The organism is Bifidobacterium sp. LH_743 (assembly GCF_056355775.1).
In genome coordinates, this window is the sequence record NZ_JBKESZ010000004.1 from 123,509 (window position 1) to 143,224 (window position 19,716).

The window sequence follows — 19,716 nt, forward strand, 5'->3', positions numbered from 1 at the left end:
AGTAAATAATCGCAAGTATCTCAAGACCAATAAGGAACAGCATGGCAGAAGAACAGCGCGGATCGCGCGGCAAATCCTACGGCAACCACAAGTCCTACGGCTCGGGCAGGCCGGGTAACCGCGGTGGCAAGGGATTCAAGCCGCGCGGCAACGGCGGCAAGTCCTACGGACACAAGTCCGGCGGCTTCCACAACGATGACCGTAAGGGCGGATATCGCAAGGGCAATGGCGGCGGATACCGTCGTGGCGACCGCGATTTCCATCGCGACGGCGAAAGCGAAGGCCAGGAGCGTCGTTTCCACAACGGTCCGCGCAAGTTTAACCGTGATGGCGAGCGTCGTGACGACCGTCGCGGCGGCTATCGCGGCAATCGCGGCGACAATCCGCGCTACCAGCGTGATGGCGAGCGTTCCGGCTTCCGTCATAATGACCGTCGTGACGGCGATCGCAGGGATTTCCATCGTGACGACCGCCATGGTGATGGCGAGCGTCGCAATTTCCGTCATGACGGTGACCGTCGTGACTTCCGCCGTGACGATGGTGAGCGTCGTGGCGGCCGCAACTTCCACAAGGACGGCGATCGCAGAGACTTCCGCCGCGATGACCGCCGCGGGGAGCGTCGTGATGGCGAGCGTCGTAATTTCCGTCGTGATGATCGTCGTGACGGCAATCGCAGGGATTTCCGCCGTGACAACCAGCGTCGTGATTTCCACAAGGACCGCGATCAGCGTCCGGAAGGCGAGGAGCGCCGCGAATTCACCCGTGAAGAGAAGATGGAGTACCGCGAGGCGAAGCGTGGTGAATATCTGTCGAAGCCGCGTCGCAATTCCGACGGCACGATGAGCTTCCCCTCGCAGAACCCGTACACGCATCGTCGCCCGGGCGAGCCGAAGATGCCGAAGGGCATCGAGTGGAGCATGCTGTCCACCGATGACCGTGAGCGTCTGCGTGGCCTGTCCAAGGAACATGCGGAGAACATCGGCCTGCACATCCTCGCCGCCTACACGCTTGAGGAAAGGGATCCGGAGCTGGCGCTCGAACACGCCAAGTGGGTGGCGCATCAGGCTTCCCGTATTGATTTCGCGCGTGAGACCCTTGCGTTCGTGGCCTACCGTCAGGGCGATTACAAACTTGCCCTGCGTGAGTTCCGCACCGCGTTCCGCATGAACGGTTTCCTTGACTATCTGCCGTTCATCGCCGACTGCGAGCGTGGCATGGGCGAGCCGAAGAAGGCCATCGAAACCGCCATGAGCGATGACGCGAAGTATCTGCGCGGCGAATCCAAGGCCGAGATGTTCCTCGTGTACGCGGGCGCGCTGGGCGACCTCGAGCTGTGGGATAAGGCCATTGAGATCGTGCATACGCTGGGCCGTTCCAAGGGCCTGGCCGGCGAATACCGCATGCGTGCGGTGCAGGCCGAACAGTACTTCCTCGAGCAGGCCGGACGCTCCGATGAGGCCGTGGCTCTCGACCAGCTGCTTGACAAGCTTGAGCTGCAGTACGCCGATGCCGAAGAGGACGAGACCTCCGACGATCTGGTCATTGAATACGACATGCAGGAATTGAACGACGAGCTTATGGACAAGCTCGGCATTTCCGAAGATGACGCCCAGTATGCGCCGGAAGACGAGGATGAGGACGATTCCGAGGCCGTCGACGAGAACGGCGAGACCAACGATGAGACCCAGCTTGATGCCGAAGCGGCCAAGGAAGGCGCCGAGTCCGACGACGAACCTGCCGGTGACGGCGAAAACGCGGGCGACTCCGAAGACGACCAGACTGAGGATGAGGTCGAATCCGCAGCCGATTCCGACAACGAGTGAGGTGCGGCAAAACAATGCTGAAATCCACAACCCGTCCGCTGAGCGAAGCCTACCAGCTGGCGCTGCTTGATCTTGACGGCGTGGTCTACCGTGGCAAGAATCCGGTGGAACATGCTGCAGAGAGCATCCGCAAGGCCGAAGGCCTCGGCATGACGGTGGAATACACCACCAACAATTCCTCCCGACTGCAATCCGTGGTGGCCGACCAGCTTAAAGGCTTCGACCTTGAAGTCGAACCATGGCAGGTCATCACCTCGTCCGTGGTGGCTGCCCGTATGGTGGCCCGTGCGGTGCCGCAAGGTGCAAAAGTGTTCGTGCTCGGAGCACAGCATCTGCGTGAGGAAGTCGCCAAGCAGGGTCTTGAAGTGGTTGATTCCGCCGAAGACAAGCCGGTCGCGGCCATCCAAGGCTGGTACCCGGACATGTCTTGGAACCAGATGGCGCAAATCGCCTACGCCGTAGAACAGGGCGCCACGTATTTCGTGACCAACCGCGACCTGACCATTCCGCGTGAGCTGGGCATCGCCCCCGGTTGCGGTTCCATGATCATGGCCGTCATCAACGCCACTGGTGTGGAACCGGTTTCGTCCGCAGGCAAGCCGGAATCCGCCATGTACGACGAAGCCCGACTGCTTGCCGCGCATGATGGTGCCGAACCAGTGGCCAAGGAAGCATGCCTCGCCATCGGCGACCGCCTCGATACCGATATCGAAGCCGGCAACCGTGGCGGCTATGATTCCCTGGCCGTGCTGACTGGCGTCACCAATCCGCATGAGCTGATGTTCGCTCCGGAGCATCTGCGTCCGACCTACATCGCCAAGGACCTGACCGGACTTAACGAGCCGGCCCCCGAAGTCGTGCATGAGGCTGGCGCTTGGAGCTGCCGCGACGTGCAGGCGCGCGTCGACGGCGATCGTCTTTACGTCACCGACATCACCAGCGTCGACGGTCTTCGTGCGGCCTGCGCCGCCATGTGGGATGCGGCGGATCGCGGACACAGCGTCGACGGCATGATCGTGCCGGAATTCCGAATCGCCTGATTGCCGCACGTGCGTATGCGCAACATGAATGACGATTCCGGTGCCGTCGTCCGACTCGACATCGCGCTGGTGGAGCGTGGCGTCACGGATAGTCGCTCCAAAGCACAACGGCTGATCGAATCCGGCAAGGTCCGGGTGAACGGCACCGTCGCATCCAAAGCGTCGCTCAAAGTTACGGCCGCCGACACGCTTGATGCTGATCTGGGAGACGATTACGTCTCCCGTGGAGCCTACAAGCTGGTCGGCGCGCTCGACATGTTCTCCCAGACGGGCCTGCGTTCCGCGGAAGGACTCGATTGCCTCGACATCGGCGCGTCCACCGGCGGTTTCTGCGACGTGCTTCTGCGACGCGGTGCCGCGCATGTGATCGCGCTCGACGTGGGGCACGGCCAGCTTGACCCGCGTATCGCAGGCAACGAGCGCATCATCGAAATGAGCGGCGTCAACATCCGCGACGTCGAAGCGGATGATCTGCCGTACCGGCCAAGCATGATCGTATCCGACGTGTCATTCATCTCGTTGACATACGTGATTCCCGTCATCGCGCGCATCGCCGCGCCCGGCGCACACGTCGTGCTGCTGGTCAAACCGCAGTTCGAAGTCGGCAAAGGCAACCTCGGCAAAAACGGCATCGTGGAAAGCGAAACCTTACGCAAACAGGCGCTCGACACCGTCATCGCCTGCGCGAAAGCCAACGGACTGGATGTACGCGCCACGGCGGTCTCACCGATCGAAGGCACGCACGGCAACATCGAGTATCTGCTGTATGCAGTGGCGTAAACCGTTCTCCGCCAATCGATAGCGTAAAAATGAAAGGCCGGCGGTCCATATGAAAAATCCCATATGGACCGCCGGCCTTTTGCATGTTCCGTGGGCCTAGCCCCTCAAAAACTTGTCGATCTGATCCTGCTTGCCCATGATGATGAGCTCGTCGTTACGGTGCATAATCAGCTCTTTCGAACCGTATTCGAATTCCTTGCCCGGCGATTTGACACCGACCACGGTGATGCCGAACCGTTCATGTACGCGCGCATCCTCGATGGAGTAACCGACGACATGCGGGGGAGTGTGGATCTTCACCACGCTGTACGCGCCTTCAAGCTCGATGTAGTCCAGATAGTTGCCGGACACCAAGTGCCCTACGCGTTTGCCGGCATCGGTCTCCGCGTTGATGATGTGCCGTGCGCCGATACGCTGCAGAATGCGCGCATGCTCCTTGGACACCGACTTCGCCCAAATGTCGGAGATGCCCGCGTCCAACAGATTGCCGGCGGTGATGACGGACGCTTCGACGCTGTCGCCGATGGCTACGACCGCCGTGTCGAAATCGGAGGCGTTGATCTGCTCCAACGCCATCACGTCGGTCATGTCGGCCTGCACGGTGGGGATCTGCGACGACCAGCGGTTCACCAGTTCGCCGTCCTTGTCGACGGCGAGCACATCCTGTCCCATCGTATCCAATGTGGTGGCTACGGAACTGCCGAAACGGCCGAGTCCTACCACAAGAACGCTTCTGGTGTTGTTAGCCATGATTGTTCGCGTACCTTTCGATGTTCTGTTCCGGATCCAAGTATAGGAAGTTGCGGGTATAGAAACCGTATCGACGAATCCGCTCAGCCGACCACGATCTGCTCGGTGGGGTAGCGGACCGGCTCCACATTGCGCGGCCTGGAGATCGCGTAGGCGATGGTGAGCGGACCGAGCCTGCCGATGAACATGGTCGCGGCGAGAATGTACAGGACCGCTGGACTAGAAGCGCTGGCCACGCCGACCGAATAGCCTCCCAGACCGAACGCCGAGCAGGTGTCGAACAGCGCGTTGCTCAACGAGCATCCGGTGATGGCCATCAATGTCATGGACACTATGGTGACGAGTGCCAGACATGAGGTGGTGACGGCCACGGCCGTCATGACGGCTTGCGAATGGATGCGACGATGGAATGCGTTGACGTCATGGCGTCCGGTGAACGCGGCGCGGCAGGTCAGCAGAATCACTGCGAGCGTGGTGACGCGGATGCCGCCTGCGGTCGAAGTGCTGCCGCCGCCGATGAACATGACGATGGACAGGAACACCTTCGTCGCGTCGCTCACGCCCGGCATCCATGACAGGTCGAAGCCGGAGCTGCGGGGCATGACGGCCGCCACCATCGCATGCCACAACCGCGGTTCCACGCCTTCGGTGGCGAACAGCAGTTTGTTGTTCCATTCCATGAGGAGGAACCAGGTGAACGAGGCGAGCACGATGCAGAACGTGGTGGTCAGCGTGAGCTTGGTATGCAGGCTCCAACGCTTCGGCGGACGATGGTTGCGCCATGAGCGCATGAGGTTAAGCAGGACGGGAAAGCCGAGCGTGCCGCAGAACGCGCTGACGAGGATAGGCAGGCCAACAGCCCAATTGTTGACATGCAGGCCGGCGCCGTCAGGGGTGAAGCCGGCGTTGTTGTATGCCATGACCGCGAAGAACAACGATTCCCACAGCGTGTGCCGCACATTGCCATGATTGACTTTGTACAGGCCGGGGAACAGCGCCACGAACGTGATGCCTTCGATGGTGAACGCGGTGGCGATGACCACGGTGAGCACGCCCTTGATCTCGCCGAGTTTCGTGGTGCCCAGCTCGTTGGCCGTCAGCAGCTTTTGCGTGGCCTTGAGATGGTGGTTCACGGCCAAGGCGATGAGTGAAGCGAACGTCATGACACCCAAGCCGCCCATCTGCACGGAGAAGATGAGCACGGCCTGGCCGAAAGCGGACCAATGCGTCGTCGAATTGACGATGGAGATGCCACACGTCGAAATCGCGGAGATCGCGGTGAAGAACGCGGTGGTGAATGTCGTTTGCTCGCCTTTCGGCGTGGCGGTGGGCGTGAGCAGGAGCAGCGTGGACAATGCGCCCAACATCATGAAGTACAGGATGGTCAGACGTCCGGGATGTGTGGTGAGTCTGTGCATTAGGCTGCGCTTGCGCGGCTTGCGCTCCTCCGCCATGGCCTTCTCGAACGTGTCCCCGGAGAACCACCAGGCATAGCCATGTGAGGCCTCGCGATTGGAGGAGGACTCGTCGAAGACGAGGTTGGACATGCTGTTCCTCGCTCCTTGTCTGTATAAACGGTCTTCGTTTCCTTGAGCTATTGTAGGCGGTAGTGTGACGAATGGGCCATGGACGTACCGTTCGACGGTTCCGCGGTGGCTCCGTGGGACTCTTCGGACGTCTGCGGCGTGTTCTGGACACCCGCTGCCGTCATTCGTTCATTTGTTCGACTACACTGGCGGGTAGTGGCACCTCGCATGGGGCGCCCGTTATACGAAAGGGCTTGCGATGATCGGTACCCGACATGCGGTGGTGGTGACGCATACGCGTCTGCGTGAAAGCGGCACGGTGGTCGAAGAAGCCGTCGAGCAGTTGAGACGCGCCAATTTCGAAGTGACGATCATCGACAATATCGAAGCGCCCGAGTTCGGCAGCAGGACGCCCGCCGTGCCGAAGAACACGGAAATCGTGGTGGTGCTCGGAGGAGACGGTACCATCCTGCGCGCAGCCGAACTGGTGCATGCCACCGAAGTGCCCATTCTCGGTGTGAACCTGGGCCACGTCGGCTTTCTTGCCGAATTTGAAAGCTTCCAGATGAGCGAGGCCATCCGCCGGATCGCCGACCATGACTATTCCATCGACGAACGTATGATCGCCCACGTCGACGTATGGCTGCCGGGCGCGACGGAACCCATCGAGGACTGGGCGTTGAACGACATCACGCTGGAACGCGCCGACCGTGGCAAAATGGTGGAACTGTCCATCCGTGTCGACGACGTGGAGATGAGCTCCTTCGGTTGCGATGGCGTGATCGTATCCACGCCGACCGGTTCCACCGCCTACGCGTTTTCCGCGGGCGGGCCGATCATGTGGCCGAATGTGAAGGCATTGCAATTGGTGCCGTTGGCCGCGCACGCATTGTTCGCACGTCCGCTCATCATCGGCTCCGGCTCCACGTTCGCCATCGACATTCTTGACGATTCCACGTCCGACGGTTGGATTTGCTGCGACGGCCGCCGCCAGCGCGCCCTGCCGAAAGGCACACGCATCGAAGTGCGCGAATCGAAATGCACTTTGCGATTGGCGCGACTGTCCGGCGTGCCGTTCACGAACCGTCTCGTCACCAAATTCGACCTGCCCGTCGTCGGATGGCGCGAGCAGGCGCGCAAGACCGGTGGCACGCATCATGGGCAATCGTTCCCTAGAACCGGCAAACCGGAAAGCGGGAAGTGACAGGGCATGCTGGAAGAGCTTGAGATCCACAATCTCGGTCCGATCCGTTCCGCGCTGATCGCCCCGGCAGGCGGTATGACGGCGATCACCGGCGAAACAGGTGCCGGCAAATCGATGCTGCTCAGTGCGATCCGACTGATTTCCGGCGGTCCCTCCGACGGCGGCCGTGTTTCCGTCGGCGCTCAGGAGGCGTGGGCGCAGGGCGTGTTCGAAGTCGCTTCGTCGCCGGCCGCGGTGGCCGCCGCACGGGAGGCTGGCTTCGAGCCAGAGGACGGCGAACTGTTCCTGTCGCGCAAGGTGCCGGCTTCCGGACGATCCCGCAGCATGTTGTCGGGACGTAGCGTGCCTCGTTCCGTGCTTGCTTCCGTCGCCGCCGAATTGGTGACGATCCACGGCCAGGCCGACCAGTTACGTATCGCGACCGTTTCGCGGCAGCGTGAATTCCTGGACCGCTACGCGGGGGATGAAGTGGCGTTGGCCGCCTACGGCAAGACGTGGAACGCGCTGCGCGCAATGGACGAGCGTTTGGAAAGGCTCAGCAGCCAGGAATCGTCCATGCGCCAGCAGGCGGATTACCTGCGTGAGTCAATCGAACGCATCAACCGGGTCGACCCGCAGCCGGGGGAGATGGGCGAATTGCGCGCACGGCGGGACCGCATCGAAAACGCCGCCGAAATCGCCGAAGGCGTGACCCGCGCATTGGGTGCGTTGGACGCTTCGCAAGTGGCGGATGACGTTGAATCGGCCAGCGCCGCCGATTTGATCGACCGTGCCTCGCAGGCATTGCGCGCCATTCACGTGGAAGGCGTGTTCTCCGAACTCGCCGACCGGCTCGACTCCATCAGCACCGATTTGTCCGACGTGGTGTTCAGCCTGTCCGGCGAAGTGGACAATGAGGCGAGCGTGGAGGATCTGGATGCCATCAACGGGCGCATCCACGAGTTGGACGAGCTGACCCGCCGGTGGGGGCCGGAATTGTCCGACGTGATCACGTGGAGGGACAAGGCCGTATACGATTTGGAGGATTTGGACGCCTCGCCGGAAAAGGTCGAACAGCTGGAATCCGAACGCGCCCAACTGCTTGAGGCTGCGAAAAAAGCCGCGCAGGCTGTGAGCAAACGGCGTAGAGCCGCGGCGAAGGAACTCGCTTCCAAAGTCACCGCGGAACTTGATTCGCTGGCCATGGGCACTTCGAAACTGGAGATCCGCGTGGCGGAACGCGAACAGTTGGACGCCACCGGAGCGGACGACATCGAATTCCTCTTCACCCCGTTTCCCGGCTCCCCGCAGCTGCCGATGGGCAAAAGCGCGTCCGGCGGCGAATTGAGCCGTCTGATGCTCGCGCTTGAACTGGTCGCCGCCGAAAAGCATGTCGTGGCCGGAGGAACCGTGCCGCCGATGACGTTCATCTTCGATGAGGTCGATGCCGGCGTGGGTGGCAAGGCCGCTGTGGAGCTGGGTGCCCGCTTGGCCAAACTCGCCCAATCCGCGCAGGTTCTGGTCGTCACGCACCTGCCGCAGGTCGCCTCTTGGGCGGATGAACAGTATGTGGTCGCCAAAAGCATGGCTGAGGACGGCTCCGTCGAAACCACAATCAACCAGGTGCGCGGAGAGGCCCGCGTTCATGAGATCGCGCGCATGCTTTCCGGAAGCGAAAGCGAGGCCTCATTGGAACATGCCGAGGAGCTGCTCAGATCGTCGGTGCTTGACTGACTGTCACGCGCACGATCGCAAACCAGTTGAGAAAATATCAAGTATCAGGAATACTGCAACCAGTAAAGGAGCCGACATGGCACAGGAAACCGCGGAGAACCAAGGCAAGGGGGCCATTTTCGACCTTGACGGCACATTGCTTGACTCCATGGGCGTATGGGATCAGGTGGATATCGATTTCCTTGCCAAACGTGGCATCGAAGTGCCTGAGGACTACATGCGGAAAGTGGCCGCCATGCAGTTCCGGCAAATCGCCGAGTATACGATCGCACGGTTCTCGCTGCCGGATACTCCCGAGGAGCTGATGGAGGAATGGGATCGTATGGCGCGCGTCATGTACGCAACGGCAGTCGAGGCCAAACCGCATGCGCGGGAATATCTGGCGGCGCTGAAGACGAGCGGCGCGAGGCTCGCGGTGGCCACGTCGTTACCGCCGCAGTTGCGTGAACCAGCCATGAGACATGTGGGTATCCTCGACTTCTTCGATGAGGTGGTCAGCGTCGATGACGCTGGAGACGTCGGCAAGGATCGACCGGATGTGTATCTTCTGGCTGCATCGCGTCTTGGCGTCGAGCCGGTTGACTGCACCGTGTTCGAGGATCTGCTGACCGGCATGCGGTCGGCGAAATCCGTCGGCATGCACGTGTGGGCCATGCACGACGATTCGTCCGACGCCGACTGGCCGGAGATCTGCGAACTGGCGGACGGCGTCATGTTCGACTTCCGCGACGCGCCGGCTCGCTTGTAGAGTCGGGGCTTTCCGCCCGTCCTGGCATTAGGCTCGGGCAACGCGTTTCACTGACTGGCCGTCTGACGCATGGGATCATGATTGCTCCCTGTACGCTTTCTCGAACATGCCAAGCAGATCTAGCAGGCTGATGCCGGAGGCTTTGGCCTCGATGGACGCTTCGCGGAACTTGTCCATGATGCGTTCGCTCGCGCGTTCCCTTATGAGCTCGTTGCCGTGCTCCATAACGAATGCGCCTTTGCCTTGTATGTTCTTCACAAGGCCTTCGTCCGCCAAATCGTTGTACGCCCTAGTTACGGTAAGCACACTGATGTGCAGTTCCCCGGCGAGCTTGCGGAGCGAGGGGAGCGCATCGCCCGCCTGCAGCTCTCCTGAAACGATCGCGGATCTGATTTGGTTCTTGATCTGCTCGTAAATCGGCTCTTCGGACGCGGACGAGATGTTCAGCTTCAAGCTGTGCCTCCTTTTGCCGGTGATATGTTCTTCTGATGCACAGTCGCACACTAACTGTTAAGTAGTTATATATAACAGTAATACAGATATGTGAAATGCTGTTATAGTGTTTTGCATAACAGCATAAATCTTTCACGTCAGAAGCACATGCGGTGCCAGAAACCTGGTTTTTTACCGGCGTTGGAAAAACCGTCGTGATCCGCCAAAGGAATGACGGATCGTTCCATTCGATGCGCGTCCGCCGATGAGACGGGTTAGTCGGGAGATGAACGGCTCGTCCGTGTCACGCGTTCTTCGAATGGATGACACGACGGAAGGACAGATAGATCAGCCATGCCATCGGCATCGACAGCATGAACATTGGATAGAACCATGCGATAGGCAGATGACCGTAGAAGACGCCAGCCAGCATGGGACCCAACGTCATACCCAAGTCGATGCCCATATAGTAGGTGCTGTTGGCCAAGCCGCTACGAGCGCGCCCCGCGATCACAACAGCTTGTGCCTGCGTCACGGAACTCATCAGACCGTAGCTGGCGGCCATCGTGACGCCCGCCACGAGCAGATACCAGCTGTTCGTCATGAACGTGAGGGAAGACAGCATCGCCAGCATGGACAATGAGCAGACGGTAAGCCAGAACCGGAAGCTCTTCGAGTCGAACAGGTTGCGAAGCGTGAGACGCAACAGCAGCAATGCGACGGCGTAGAAGACGAAGAACAGGTCGGATGAGACATACAGATGCCGGGCGAAAATGTAGTCGACCAGGAACGATTGGTTCGCGAAATAGGGAATCGCGAACATCATGAACACCGCAGCCAAGGGAATTACCTTCGGTTCGACCAGATTGCGCAGTCGGAGACGGTGCCGCAGCATATGCGATGCGGATCGATCGGATTGCGATTCGCGGGATGAATCCGATGCGGGTGAACCGCCCGCCGTTTGCATGGTGACGGTCTTGCGTGCCGGCTTGCCGCCGTTCCTCACCAGCAGCACGGTCACGAACGCGCATGCATTGAGTGTCAGCGACGCGACGAACGTCCATCGATAGCCAACTGCCGTCTGCAGACGGATGCCAAGTGCCGGACCGACCGCGATCGCCAGCGCGTTGACGATGCCATACAATCCCATGCCGGCACCCATATGCCTGATCGGCAGCAGCAGCGACACCCAAGTGGCAAGACAGACGGTGCCGCAAGCGAAGCCGAGTCCGTTGACCATGCGGGCCGCGATCAGCATACCTGTCGATTGCGCGGCGCAGTACATGACGCCCGCCACGATGTATAGCGCTGTGCCGACGGCCACCAGCAGACGCTTGCTGACCAGATCCGACAAATTGCCGGCTATCGGACGGCAAAACAGGGAGACGAAGCTCATCGCTCCCGCGATCACACCCATCAGCGAGCCGGTTGCTCCCATCGACTCCCCATAGCCGGCGATGATGGGGTTGACCACCATGTTGCTGGTCATGAAGAAGAACGTCGCCAGCATGACCAGCGCCACATCACGGGTGATCAGCCGATCCCTGTTCCGCGTGGGCGGATTCTCCGGTCCTGCATCAAGTTCCGTCGTTGCGCTTACGCCGCCCGTATAATCAACCATGATGTCCCATCCTTTCCGAAGCCTTATGGTAGCAATCCCGAATCCACTAGCGTGATCGTCTTTCGGGAAGCGAATCCCATGTCATTCTTCCGAGCACTTGGCCGACATCACCATGGCGGTGAAGATCAGCGCGAATCCGATTACTGTGTTCATGGTGAACCGTTCCCCGGCGAAAATCGCCGAAAAGACGGCGGCGAACAGGCATTCTATGCACATGATGATCGAAGCCTGCGAGCCGGGCAGATGCGGCAGGCTCATATTCTCCATGATCTGCGCGCCCATGGAGGCACAGACTATCAGAAACAGCACCGACGATACGACTTCCGGCCGCAGCCATGCCACGCTCGGCCCGGAGAAGGAGAGGCATGACATGACGAGATACAGAATTCCGGCCACTAGGAATTCCATGAAGGTCATGGCCTCCAGGGCGGTTTTGGTGAACAGGTAGCTGCCTCCCCACAATGCCGCGCTGCCAAGCAGTGTCATCTGATAGAACAGGGAACTTTTATGCGGTCCTTCTGAGTTTCCCATGGGGATTCCTTTCGACTTGTCGTTGGAAAAAGAAAAAGGCATCCAAACCAATCCTTGAACGGCCTGGGCCGCATACCTACGTGATTGGTTTGGATGCCTTGATTCCCCCCATCCGGTGAAGGGGGAGACATGATATTCAGTTATACGATTCGATTATCGGCAGGAGTCCGCAATCTACAGCGCCTTCGCGGCCTGTTCGACGAAATTCTCCATGCCATCGATCTCGACGACGTTGCTGAAACGCACGTCGGACGTCTCGAGACCGCGCAACGCCGCAGGTGCGGTGGTGCCGGTGGCCTCGGCGAGCACGTCCATGCACTCGAAGTCGGTGCCGGATGCGTCAAGACCCAAGGACTCGTTCACCACGCGCGGGAACTTGTATGGGCTTGCGGTGGCGAGCAGCACGCGCGGGGTCAGCGGATCGCGCGGCATCTGCTTCATGACGAAGTAGCCGCACGCGGTGTGCGGATCGATTACGTAATGGTTTTCGTTCCAGCAGTCGGCAATCATTTCTCGCACCTGATTCTCGTCGGCCCAACCGGTGCCGAAAATCGAACGGATCTTCTTCATCATCGGTTCGGGGACCTCGTAGGCGCCCCACTGGTTCAGATCGTTCATCAGCATGGAGATCAGACGGGTGTCCTTGTCGGACATGTAGTACAGCATACGTTCCAGATTCGAAGAGATGAGGATGTCCATTGATGGGCTGATGGTCTGGAAGAACGGACGCTGACGGTTGTATGTGCCGGACGTCAGGAAGTCGAACAGCACGTTGTTCTTGTCGGAGGCAACAACCAGATGCTTGACGGGCAGGCCGAGCAGCTTGGCGTAGTAGCCGGCGAGGATGTCGCCGAAGTTGCCGGTCGGCACCACGAATTCGACTTCGTCGCCCACGTTGATGACCTGCTGTTCGAGCAGTTGCGCATATGCGGAGAAGTAATACACGACCTGCGGCACCAGACGTCCCACGTTGATGGAATTCGCGGACGAGAGCACCACATGGGAGTCCTTGGCCAGACGGGTGGCGAGCTCCTTGTCGCCGAAGATGCGCTTGACGGCGGACTGGGCGTCATCGAAATTGCCCTTCACTGCGCACACGTTCACATTGGAGCCGGCCTGCGTGGTCATCTGCAGCTCCTGCACCTGGCTCACCTTGCCTTCCGGATAGAAGACGGTGATGCCGGTGCCGGCGGTGTCCGCGAAGCCGGCGAGTGCGGCCTTGCCAGTGTCGCCGGAGGTGGCAGTGACGATCATGATCTTCTCATCCTTGTCACCGTCGGCCGGAGTGGTGCGCGCCATGAAACGGGGAAGAATCTGGAGGGCGACGTCCTTGAACGCGGAGGTCGGACCGTTGAACAGTTCCATCACATAATCGTCTCCAAGCGGCTTGACCGGAGTGATCCTCTCATCGGACCACTGGTCGCCGTATGCCTCGGCGATGCAGGCCTTGAGCTCCTCCTCGGAGTAGTCCGGCAGCAGCACGGACAGCACGTCGTATGCGATCTGCTGATAGGATTTGCCTGCCAGATCCGCGATGTCCACATGGGTTTCGCCCAGGGAATCGGTCACGAACAGGCCGCCATCGTCGGCGATGCCCTTGCGGATGGCCTGCTTGGAGGTAAGCGAATCGGTGGTGCTGCGTGTGCTGTGGAACGTGGTCACTTGATTTCCTTAGCAATAGAACGGACAGATTACGTCAAACGTGATTTCCAGTGTACCGGCACAGGCCGGAAGAAAACGCTCCGCGTCCGTGGAATGGAACGGCGGAATGCCGGCAATCGCTTCGACGGCGGTTTTCAGACGACGGTAACCAAAGACGCTCGGGCATCGACAATGTCCCTATCCCAACTTCCGCGCCGTATTTCCCGTATGTTTCGAAACGCGGTTTTCTCACTGCGATTCGTGTACGTACACTGCTTTATTAAACCGCGGTACAGCGGATCACCCCGAAGTCAAGGAGGGCTTCATGACTGCATCACCTCTTGCGCAAACCCCGAACGACAAGTTCAACGCGCCAATCGCCGAAGCGGATCCGGAAATAGCCGAAATCCTCGACGCCGAACTGTCCAGGCAGCAGAACGGCCTTGAAATGATCGCCTCCGAAAACTTCGTGCCACGCGCCGTTCTGCAAGCGCAGGGATCCGTGCTCACCAACAAATACGCCGAAGGCTATCCGGGACGCCGCTACTATGGCGGTTGCGAGCAGGTCGACAAAATCGAGACCATCGCCCGCGAACGCGCGAAAAGCCTGTTCGGCGCCGAATACGTCAACGTGCAGCCCCATTCCGGCGCGCAGGCCAACGCTGCCGTCTACCAGGCGCTCGTCAAGCCGGGTGACACGGTCCTCGGACTGGCCCTCGACCATGGCGGACATCTCACCCACGGTATGAAGATTAACTTCTCGGGACGCTTCTACCATGCGGAAGCCTACAGAGTCAATCCCGAGACCTTCCGCATCGACCCGGAAATCATCCGCCAGCGCGCGCTCGAAACCCATCCGGCGATGATCATCGGTGGATGGAGCGCCTATCCGCGCATCGAGGACTTCAAAGCCATGAAGGAGATCGCCGACGAGGTCGGCGCCAAATTCTGGGTGGACATGGCCCACTTCGCCGGTCTGGTTGCGGCCGGCCTGCACCCGAGCCCCGTGCCGTACGCCGATGTCGTGTCCTCCACGGCCCACAAAACCCTCGGCGGACCACGTTCCGGCTTCATCCTTGCCAAGCAGGAGTATGCCAAGAAGCTCAATTCCGCGGTGTTCCCCGGCCAGCAGGGCGGCCCACTCATGCACGTCATCGCCGGCAAGGCCGTCGCCTTCAAGGTGGCGGCATCCCCGGAATTCAAGGACCGCATGCAGCGCACGCTCGACGGCGCCAAGATCCTCGCTGAACGTCTCATGGCCGACGACGTCAAGGACAATGGCATCAGTGTCCTGACCGGCGGCACCGACGTGCATCTGGTCATGGTCGACCTGCGCAACAGCGAGATGGACGGCAAGCAGGGCGAGGATCTGCTCGCACAGTGCGGCATCACTATCAACCGCAATACCGTCCCGTTCGACCCACGCCCCGCGTCCGTGGCATCCGGCCTGCGCATCGGCACCAGCGCGCTCGCCACCCGCGGTTTCGGACCAAAGGAATACGAGGAGGTCGCCGACATCATCGGCACCGCGCTCGCCGCGGGCAAAGATGCCGACGTCGAAGCTCTGAAGGCGCGCGTCGACAAGCTCACTGAGGACTTCCCGCTGTATCCGGGCCTCGACCAGATCCACTGACCGCACTCGCTTCTCCATTCAACGCGATCGCGCCCCGTAATACGCAAGCGGACGACCCGAAATGGCCGCCAGTGCGCAGCGGGGCGCGATCGCGCGCTATTCTAGGAAACTATGACGAATCCACAACACCAGACCGACGCCATCAACGCCGACGCGCTCGAAGCGGTATGCGCCATGGGCGATGCGGCCCGCAATGCGCAATCACAGCTCGCACAAGCGAACACAGAAGCGAAAAACGAACTGCTCAACGCCATCGCCGACGCGCTCGACAGCCACGCCGACGACATCGCCGGAGCCAACGCGCTTGACATGAGCCAAGCCTTCGACGACGGCATGGACGCCGGAAAACTCGACCGGCTCAAATTCGACGTGCCCCGAATCGCCGCAGCCGCACAAGGCGTGCGGCACGTGGCCTCCCTGCCCGACCCGGTAGGCGAGGTCGTGCGTGGATACCACCTCGAAAACGGCCTGCGACTGCAACAGGTACGCGTCCCCATCGGCGTGCTCGGCATGATCTACGAGGCACGCCCCAACGTCACCGTCGACGTGGCCTCACTGTGCATCAAATCCGGCAACGCGGTCCTTCTCAGGGGCGGTCACGCCGCCGAACGCACCAACGCAGCGACGCTCTCCGTCATAGGTGACGTGCTTGCCGAACACGGATACGATCAAGCCATGATCGCCTCCGTCGACCGATACGGACGCGACGGAGCCACAGCCATGATGGAAGCGCGCGGACACATCGACGTGCTCATCCCACGCGGGGGAGCGGGACTCATCCAAGCCGTCGTACGCAACTCCAAAGTACCCGTCATCGAAACCGGAGCCGGCAACGTGCACATCTACGTCGATCGTTCCGGCGACCTCGACAAGGCCATCCCCATCCTCATCAACGCCAAAACCCAGCGTGTAGGCGTATGCAACGCCGCCGAAAAACTCCTCGTGCACCGGGACGTCGCCGAAGCTTTCCTGCCGAAGGCCGCCGCGGCGCTCGCCGAAGCCGGCGTCGAAATGCATGCCGACGAACGCGCGTACGGCATCATCGAACAAGCCGGGGTGGAGGATGCGCATCTCACGCATGCCACCGACAAGGATTGGGACACCGAATATCTGGCACTCGAAATAGGCGTCAAAGTGGTCGACTCGCTCGACGAGGCCATCGTGCACATCAATCGTCATTCCACAGGCCACACCGAATCCATCATCGCCGAGGACTATTCGGCCATCGAGGAATTCACCTCACGCATCGATTCGGCGGTGGTGATGGTCAATGCCTCCACGCGATTCACGGACGGCGGCGTCTTCGGCTTCGGAGCGGAGCTTGGCATCTCCACGCAGAAGATGCACGCGCGAGGCCCGATGGGACTACGTGAGATGACCACGACCAAATGGATCGGCTACGGAATGGGACAGGTGAGGGCATGAGCGACGAAAACACGCAGGAAACCGTGCGGAACAACAAGAATCCTTGGAATGCGGATTTGAACGATCCGATGCTCGGATTGCGACTGGCCTCCGAACGATTGAGCATCGTCCGTTACGTGTTCCTTGTCCAGGTCGAGGACGGCATCGCCTCCGCCGACGAGCGCGCTTCGCTCGAATACGCCGACGCGGTGCTGATCGGCTGGCCCGAAGCCGATGCCGGGGACGTCGTCACTCCCAACGACGAGCAGCTCGGCATCATCGACGAACAGATGCGGGACATGGAACAGTACATCGCCAAATTCAGTGCGATGGAACGCGACCACGACCTTGAAGGCATGACGGACACACTGATTCGCGTCACCGAACGCGTGGCCAAGATCCGCAGCACATACCAGCCGGACTTCCCGCTGCCGACATTCGCCGAAATTCGCCGCGTTGTGCAGAACGAGTGGGATGAGGACATGGGCAAGATCGACCCCGACAATGCCTCTCCGACCGCGGACAGCATCGAGCAGGAGACCGTGGACGCGGACAAGGAACAGCAGGCCGAACAGCAAGCGGGCAAGCAGCACGAAAACGGGGCTTCCGCATGACCGGTCCGAAACGCATGCGGCCGGAATCCGCGGAAGCCGATTCTGAGCTCGCTGTTAGCTACGTGGTGGAACCGGAACGACGCATGTCGGAGCTGTCCGTGGACCGGCCGCAGTCGGCTGTGACGTCCGGCCGCAGGTCGGCACGCGGAAATTGGCATAACCGTCTGCGCATCGGCATTATGGGTGGCACGTTCGACCCGATTCACAACGGCCACTTGGTTGCGGCCTCCGAAGTGTCATGGGTGTACGATCTCGACGAGGTGATCTTCGTGCCGACCGGACGGCCGGTGTTCAAACTGGATAAGAAGGTCACCAACGCCGAAGACCGCTATCTCATGACGGTCATCGCCACCGCGTCCAATCCGAAATTCACCGTGTCGCGCGTGGATATCGACCGTCCCGGCATCACCTACACCATCGACACGCTGCGCGACATTCGCGCGCAGTATCCGGACGCCGAACTGTTCTTCATCACCGGAGCCGACGCGGTGGCGGAGATCATGCAATGGAAGGACGCCGACAAAATGTGGGACCTGGCGCATTTCGTGGCCGTGACGCGACCGGGCTACTCATCGCCGGACGGAGTGAGACTTCCCGAAGGCAAAGTGGATACATTGGAGATTCCTGCATTGGCGATTTCGTCTACCGACGTACGCAGAAGGGCCGAGCATGGAGAACCGGTCTGGTATCTCGTGCCCGATGGCGTGGTGCAGTACATCGGTAAGCACGGTCTGTACCGGTAGCCATCGCAGACCTCGATGTCCATGTGCGCTCGCACACCCCCGAACACACGTGGGCATCGAGGTCTGCGTAGCCGGTTAGTATGGGTCACATCCACTTCGCTAGAACAGACGTTTGGAGATACGGTGAGCGCAATCCTTGAAGGAAAGCCGGATAAGAACCTTATCCTTGTCACAGGCAGAGCACACCCGAAGCTGGCGGCGGAAGTCGCGGAACAGCTCGGCATCGATGTTCTGGAAACCACAGCATACGATTTCGCGAACGGCGAGATGTACGTGCGCTACACCGAATCCGTGCGCGGCGCGGACGTGTTCGTGCTGCAAAGCCATTCCAACCCGGTCAACCAGGCCATCATGGAGCAGCTCATCATGATTGACGCGCTGAAGCGCGCCTCCGCGCGCTCCATCACCGCGGTCTGCCCGTTGCTGGGTTACTCGCGTCAGGACAAGAAGCATCGCGGACGCGAGCCCATCTCCTGCCGCCTCGTGTTTGACCTGCTCAAAACCGCTGGCGCCGACCGCATCATGAGCGTCGACCTGCACGCGGCGCAATCCCAAGGCTTCTTCGACGGTCCTGTTGACCATCTCATCGCCATGCCGGTGCTGGTCGACTATATCCGTGACCGCTTCTCCAACCAACTTGACAACGTCGCCGTCGTATCTCCGGACGCCGGCCGTATCCGCGTCGCCGAACAGTGGGCGCAGCGCCTTGGTGGCGGTCCTCTCGCCTTCGTGCACAAGACCCGTGACATCACCCGTCCGAACCAGGCTGTCGCCAACCGCGTGGTCGGCGACGTGGCCGGCAAGGACTGCGTGCTCGTCGACGATCTGATCGACACCGCCGGTACCATCGCGGGAGCATGCAATGTGCTCAAGGATGCCGGAGCCAAGTCGGTGACCGTCGTCGCCACGCACGGTGTGCTGTCCGGTCCGGCCGTGGACCGTCTAAAGAGCTGCGGCGCTCGTGAGGTCGTGCTCACCGACACCGTACCGATTCCGGAGGAGAAGCGCTGGGATGGCCTTACCGTTCTGTCCATCGCGCCCCTGCTGGCCAGTGCCATTCGTGCCGTGTTCGAGGATGGCTCCGTGGCCGAATTGTTCGACACCTATCCGGAGCATCACGGACAGGGCTTCCTGTTCGCCTGATTCCATTGATTTTCGGCTGCGGACTTCCAATGTTTGGCGATTGGAATTCCGCCACCGAAACCTGCGGGTTCCGATTCGTTCGGAACCCGTTTTCTTTTGCCGGAAGTCCTGCTTTTTTATATCTAATGCCGCCAGCTGCGCTTCGGCATGGCTTTTCCGCACGGTAGCCATCTGTCTCCACCGATCTTTTTGAACGTTTGCGGATTACTGACTGCCTGTGCGGATTAATCGGGATGCTTGCGGATTATTCATCCGCCCAATCCCACGAATTGTCCGAATGAAGAAACATGTTGGAATCAAAAAACGTTGAATTCCCAACGTTTTCAACGTATGCACCGCAGATTGTCACATTGTCGAGGCGATTGAAAAA

17 protein-coding genes are annotated in these 19,716 nt (G+C 60.4%); 11 read left to right on the forward strand and 6 right to left on the reverse strand.

Annotation, left to right across the window (positions count from 1 at the left end):
* Window positions 1-41: 41 nt before the first annotated feature.
* From AC1ATL_RS06830 to AC1ATL_RS06840, 3 genes are read left to right on the forward strand one after another with little or no spacing between them, the layout of a single operon-like run.
* Window positions 42-1,823 (forward strand): tetratricopeptide repeat protein, encoded by a 1,782-nt coding sequence (locus AC1ATL_RS06830; RefSeq protein ID WP_476569526.1) that lies wholly within the window; start codon window positions 42-44, stop codon window positions 1,821-1,823.
* A gap of 14 nt (window positions 1,824-1,837) precedes the next feature.
* Window positions 1,838-2,863 (forward strand): HAD-IIA family hydrolase, encoded by a 1,026-nt coding sequence (locus AC1ATL_RS06835; RefSeq protein WP_070122433.1) that lies wholly within the window; start codon window positions 1,838-1,840, stop codon window positions 2,861-2,863.
* A gap of 24 nt (window positions 2,864-2,887) precedes the next feature.
* Window positions 2,888-3,643 carry a TlyA family RNA methyltransferase gene (locus tag AC1ATL_RS06840; protein WP_476569719.1) on the forward strand — a complete coding sequence of 252 codons (756 nt, stop codon included), beginning with the start codon at window positions 2,888-2,890 and terminating at the stop codon, window positions 3,641-3,643.
* 96 nt (window positions 3,644-3,739) lie between these two features.
* Here the strand turns inward: AC1ATL_RS06840 and AC1ATL_RS06845 are convergent, their stop codons facing one another.
* Together AC1ATL_RS06845 and AC1ATL_RS06850 are read right to left on the reverse strand one after the other, a co-directional pair.
* A complete protein-coding gene (locus AC1ATL_RS06845; RefSeq protein ID WP_021913094.1) occupies window positions 3,740-4,393 on the reverse strand; it encodes a potassium channel family protein in 654 nt (217 codons plus the stop codon).
* An 83-nt stretch (window positions 4,394-4,476) separates the two neighbouring features.
* Entirely contained in the window at window positions 4,477-5,940 is a 1,464-nt protein-coding gene (locus AC1ATL_RS06850; RefSeq protein WP_038444544.1) for a potassium transporter TrkG, read from the reverse strand.
* Between the two features lie 238 nt (window positions 5,941-6,178).
* Here AC1ATL_RS06850 and AC1ATL_RS06855 point away from each other — a divergent pair, with 238 nt between their 5' ends.
* From AC1ATL_RS06855 to AC1ATL_RS06865, 3 genes are all read left to right on the forward strand, one after another.
* Entirely contained in the window at window positions 6,179-7,123 is a 945-nt protein-coding gene (locus AC1ATL_RS06855; protein WP_011743267.1) for an NAD kinase, read from the forward strand.
* Between the two features lie 6 nt (window positions 7,124-7,129).
* Complete coding sequence (recN, locus tag AC1ATL_RS06860) at window positions 7,130-8,836, forward strand: DNA repair protein RecN (RefSeq protein ID WP_476569532.1); 1,707 nt, start codon at window positions 7,130-7,132, stop codon at window positions 8,834-8,836.
* A 76-nt stretch (window positions 8,837-8,912) separates the two neighbouring features.
* On the forward strand, window positions 8,913-9,584 hold the full coding sequence (locus tag AC1ATL_RS06865) for an HAD family hydrolase (protein ID WP_286027439.1): 672 nt from the start codon (window positions 8,913-8,915) through the stop codon (window positions 9,582-9,584).
* 75 nt (window positions 9,585-9,659) lie between these two features.
* Here the strand turns inward: AC1ATL_RS06865 and AC1ATL_RS06870 are convergent, their stop codons facing one another.
* The 4 genes from AC1ATL_RS06870 to thrC form a co-directional block, all read right to left on the reverse strand.
* Window positions 9,660-10,037 carry a GntR family transcriptional regulator gene (locus AC1ATL_RS06870; protein WP_286027438.1) on the reverse strand — a complete coding sequence of 126 codons (378 nt, stop codon included), beginning with the start codon at window positions 10,035-10,037 and terminating at the stop codon, window positions 9,660-9,662.
* Between the two features lie 283 nt (window positions 10,038-10,320).
* Complete coding sequence (locus AC1ATL_RS06875; RefSeq protein WP_476569534.1) at window positions 10,321-11,637, reverse strand: MFS transporter; 1,317 nt, start codon at window positions 11,635-11,637, stop codon at window positions 10,321-10,323.
* Window positions 11,638-11,718: 81 nt separating this feature from the next.
* Window positions 11,719-12,168 (reverse strand): EamA family transporter, encoded by a 450-nt coding sequence (locus AC1ATL_RS06880; RefSeq protein ID WP_476569536.1) that lies wholly within the window; start codon window positions 12,166-12,168, stop codon window positions 11,719-11,721.
* Window positions 12,169-12,342: 174 nt separating this feature from the next.
* Complete coding sequence (thrC, locus tag AC1ATL_RS06885; RefSeq protein ID WP_476569538.1) at window positions 12,343-13,830, reverse strand: threonine synthase; 1,488 nt, start codon at window positions 13,828-13,830, stop codon at window positions 12,343-12,345.
* A gap of 304 nt (window positions 13,831-14,134) precedes the next feature.
* Between thrC and glyA the strand changes: the two genes are divergently transcribed.
* From glyA to AC1ATL_RS06910, 5 genes are all read left to right on the forward strand, one after another.
* Window positions 14,135-15,442 (forward strand): serine hydroxymethyltransferase, encoded by a 1,308-nt coding sequence (gene glyA / locus AC1ATL_RS06890; RefSeq protein ID WP_476569540.1) that lies wholly within the window; start codon window positions 14,135-14,137, stop codon window positions 15,440-15,442.
* Between the two features lie 111 nt (window positions 15,443-15,553).
* On the forward strand, window positions 15,554-16,867 hold the full coding sequence (locus AC1ATL_RS06895; protein ID WP_476569542.1) for a glutamate-5-semialdehyde dehydrogenase: 1,314 nt from the start codon (window positions 15,554-15,556) through the stop codon (window positions 16,865-16,867).
* Window positions 16,864-17,460 carry a phosphoribosylglycinamide synthetase gene (locus tag AC1ATL_RS06900; protein ID WP_476569544.1) on the forward strand — a complete coding sequence of 199 codons (597 nt, stop codon included), beginning with the start codon at window positions 16,864-16,866 and terminating at the stop codon, window positions 17,458-17,460. The genes AC1ATL_RS06895 and AC1ATL_RS06900 overlap by 4 nt, the downstream gene beginning before the upstream one ends.
* A 14-nt stretch (window positions 17,461-17,474) precedes the next feature.
* On the forward strand, window positions 17,475-18,203 hold the full coding sequence (nadD, locus tag AC1ATL_RS06905; protein ID WP_476569720.1) for a nicotinate-nucleotide adenylyltransferase: 729 nt from the start codon (window positions 17,475-17,477) through the stop codon (window positions 18,201-18,203).
* A 123-nt stretch (window positions 18,204-18,326) separates the two neighbouring features.
* Complete coding sequence (locus AC1ATL_RS06910; RefSeq protein WP_476569546.1) at window positions 18,327-19,346, forward strand: ribose-phosphate diphosphokinase; 1,020 nt, start codon at window positions 18,327-18,329, stop codon at window positions 19,344-19,346.
* Window positions 19,347-19,716 lie beyond the last annotated feature (370 nt).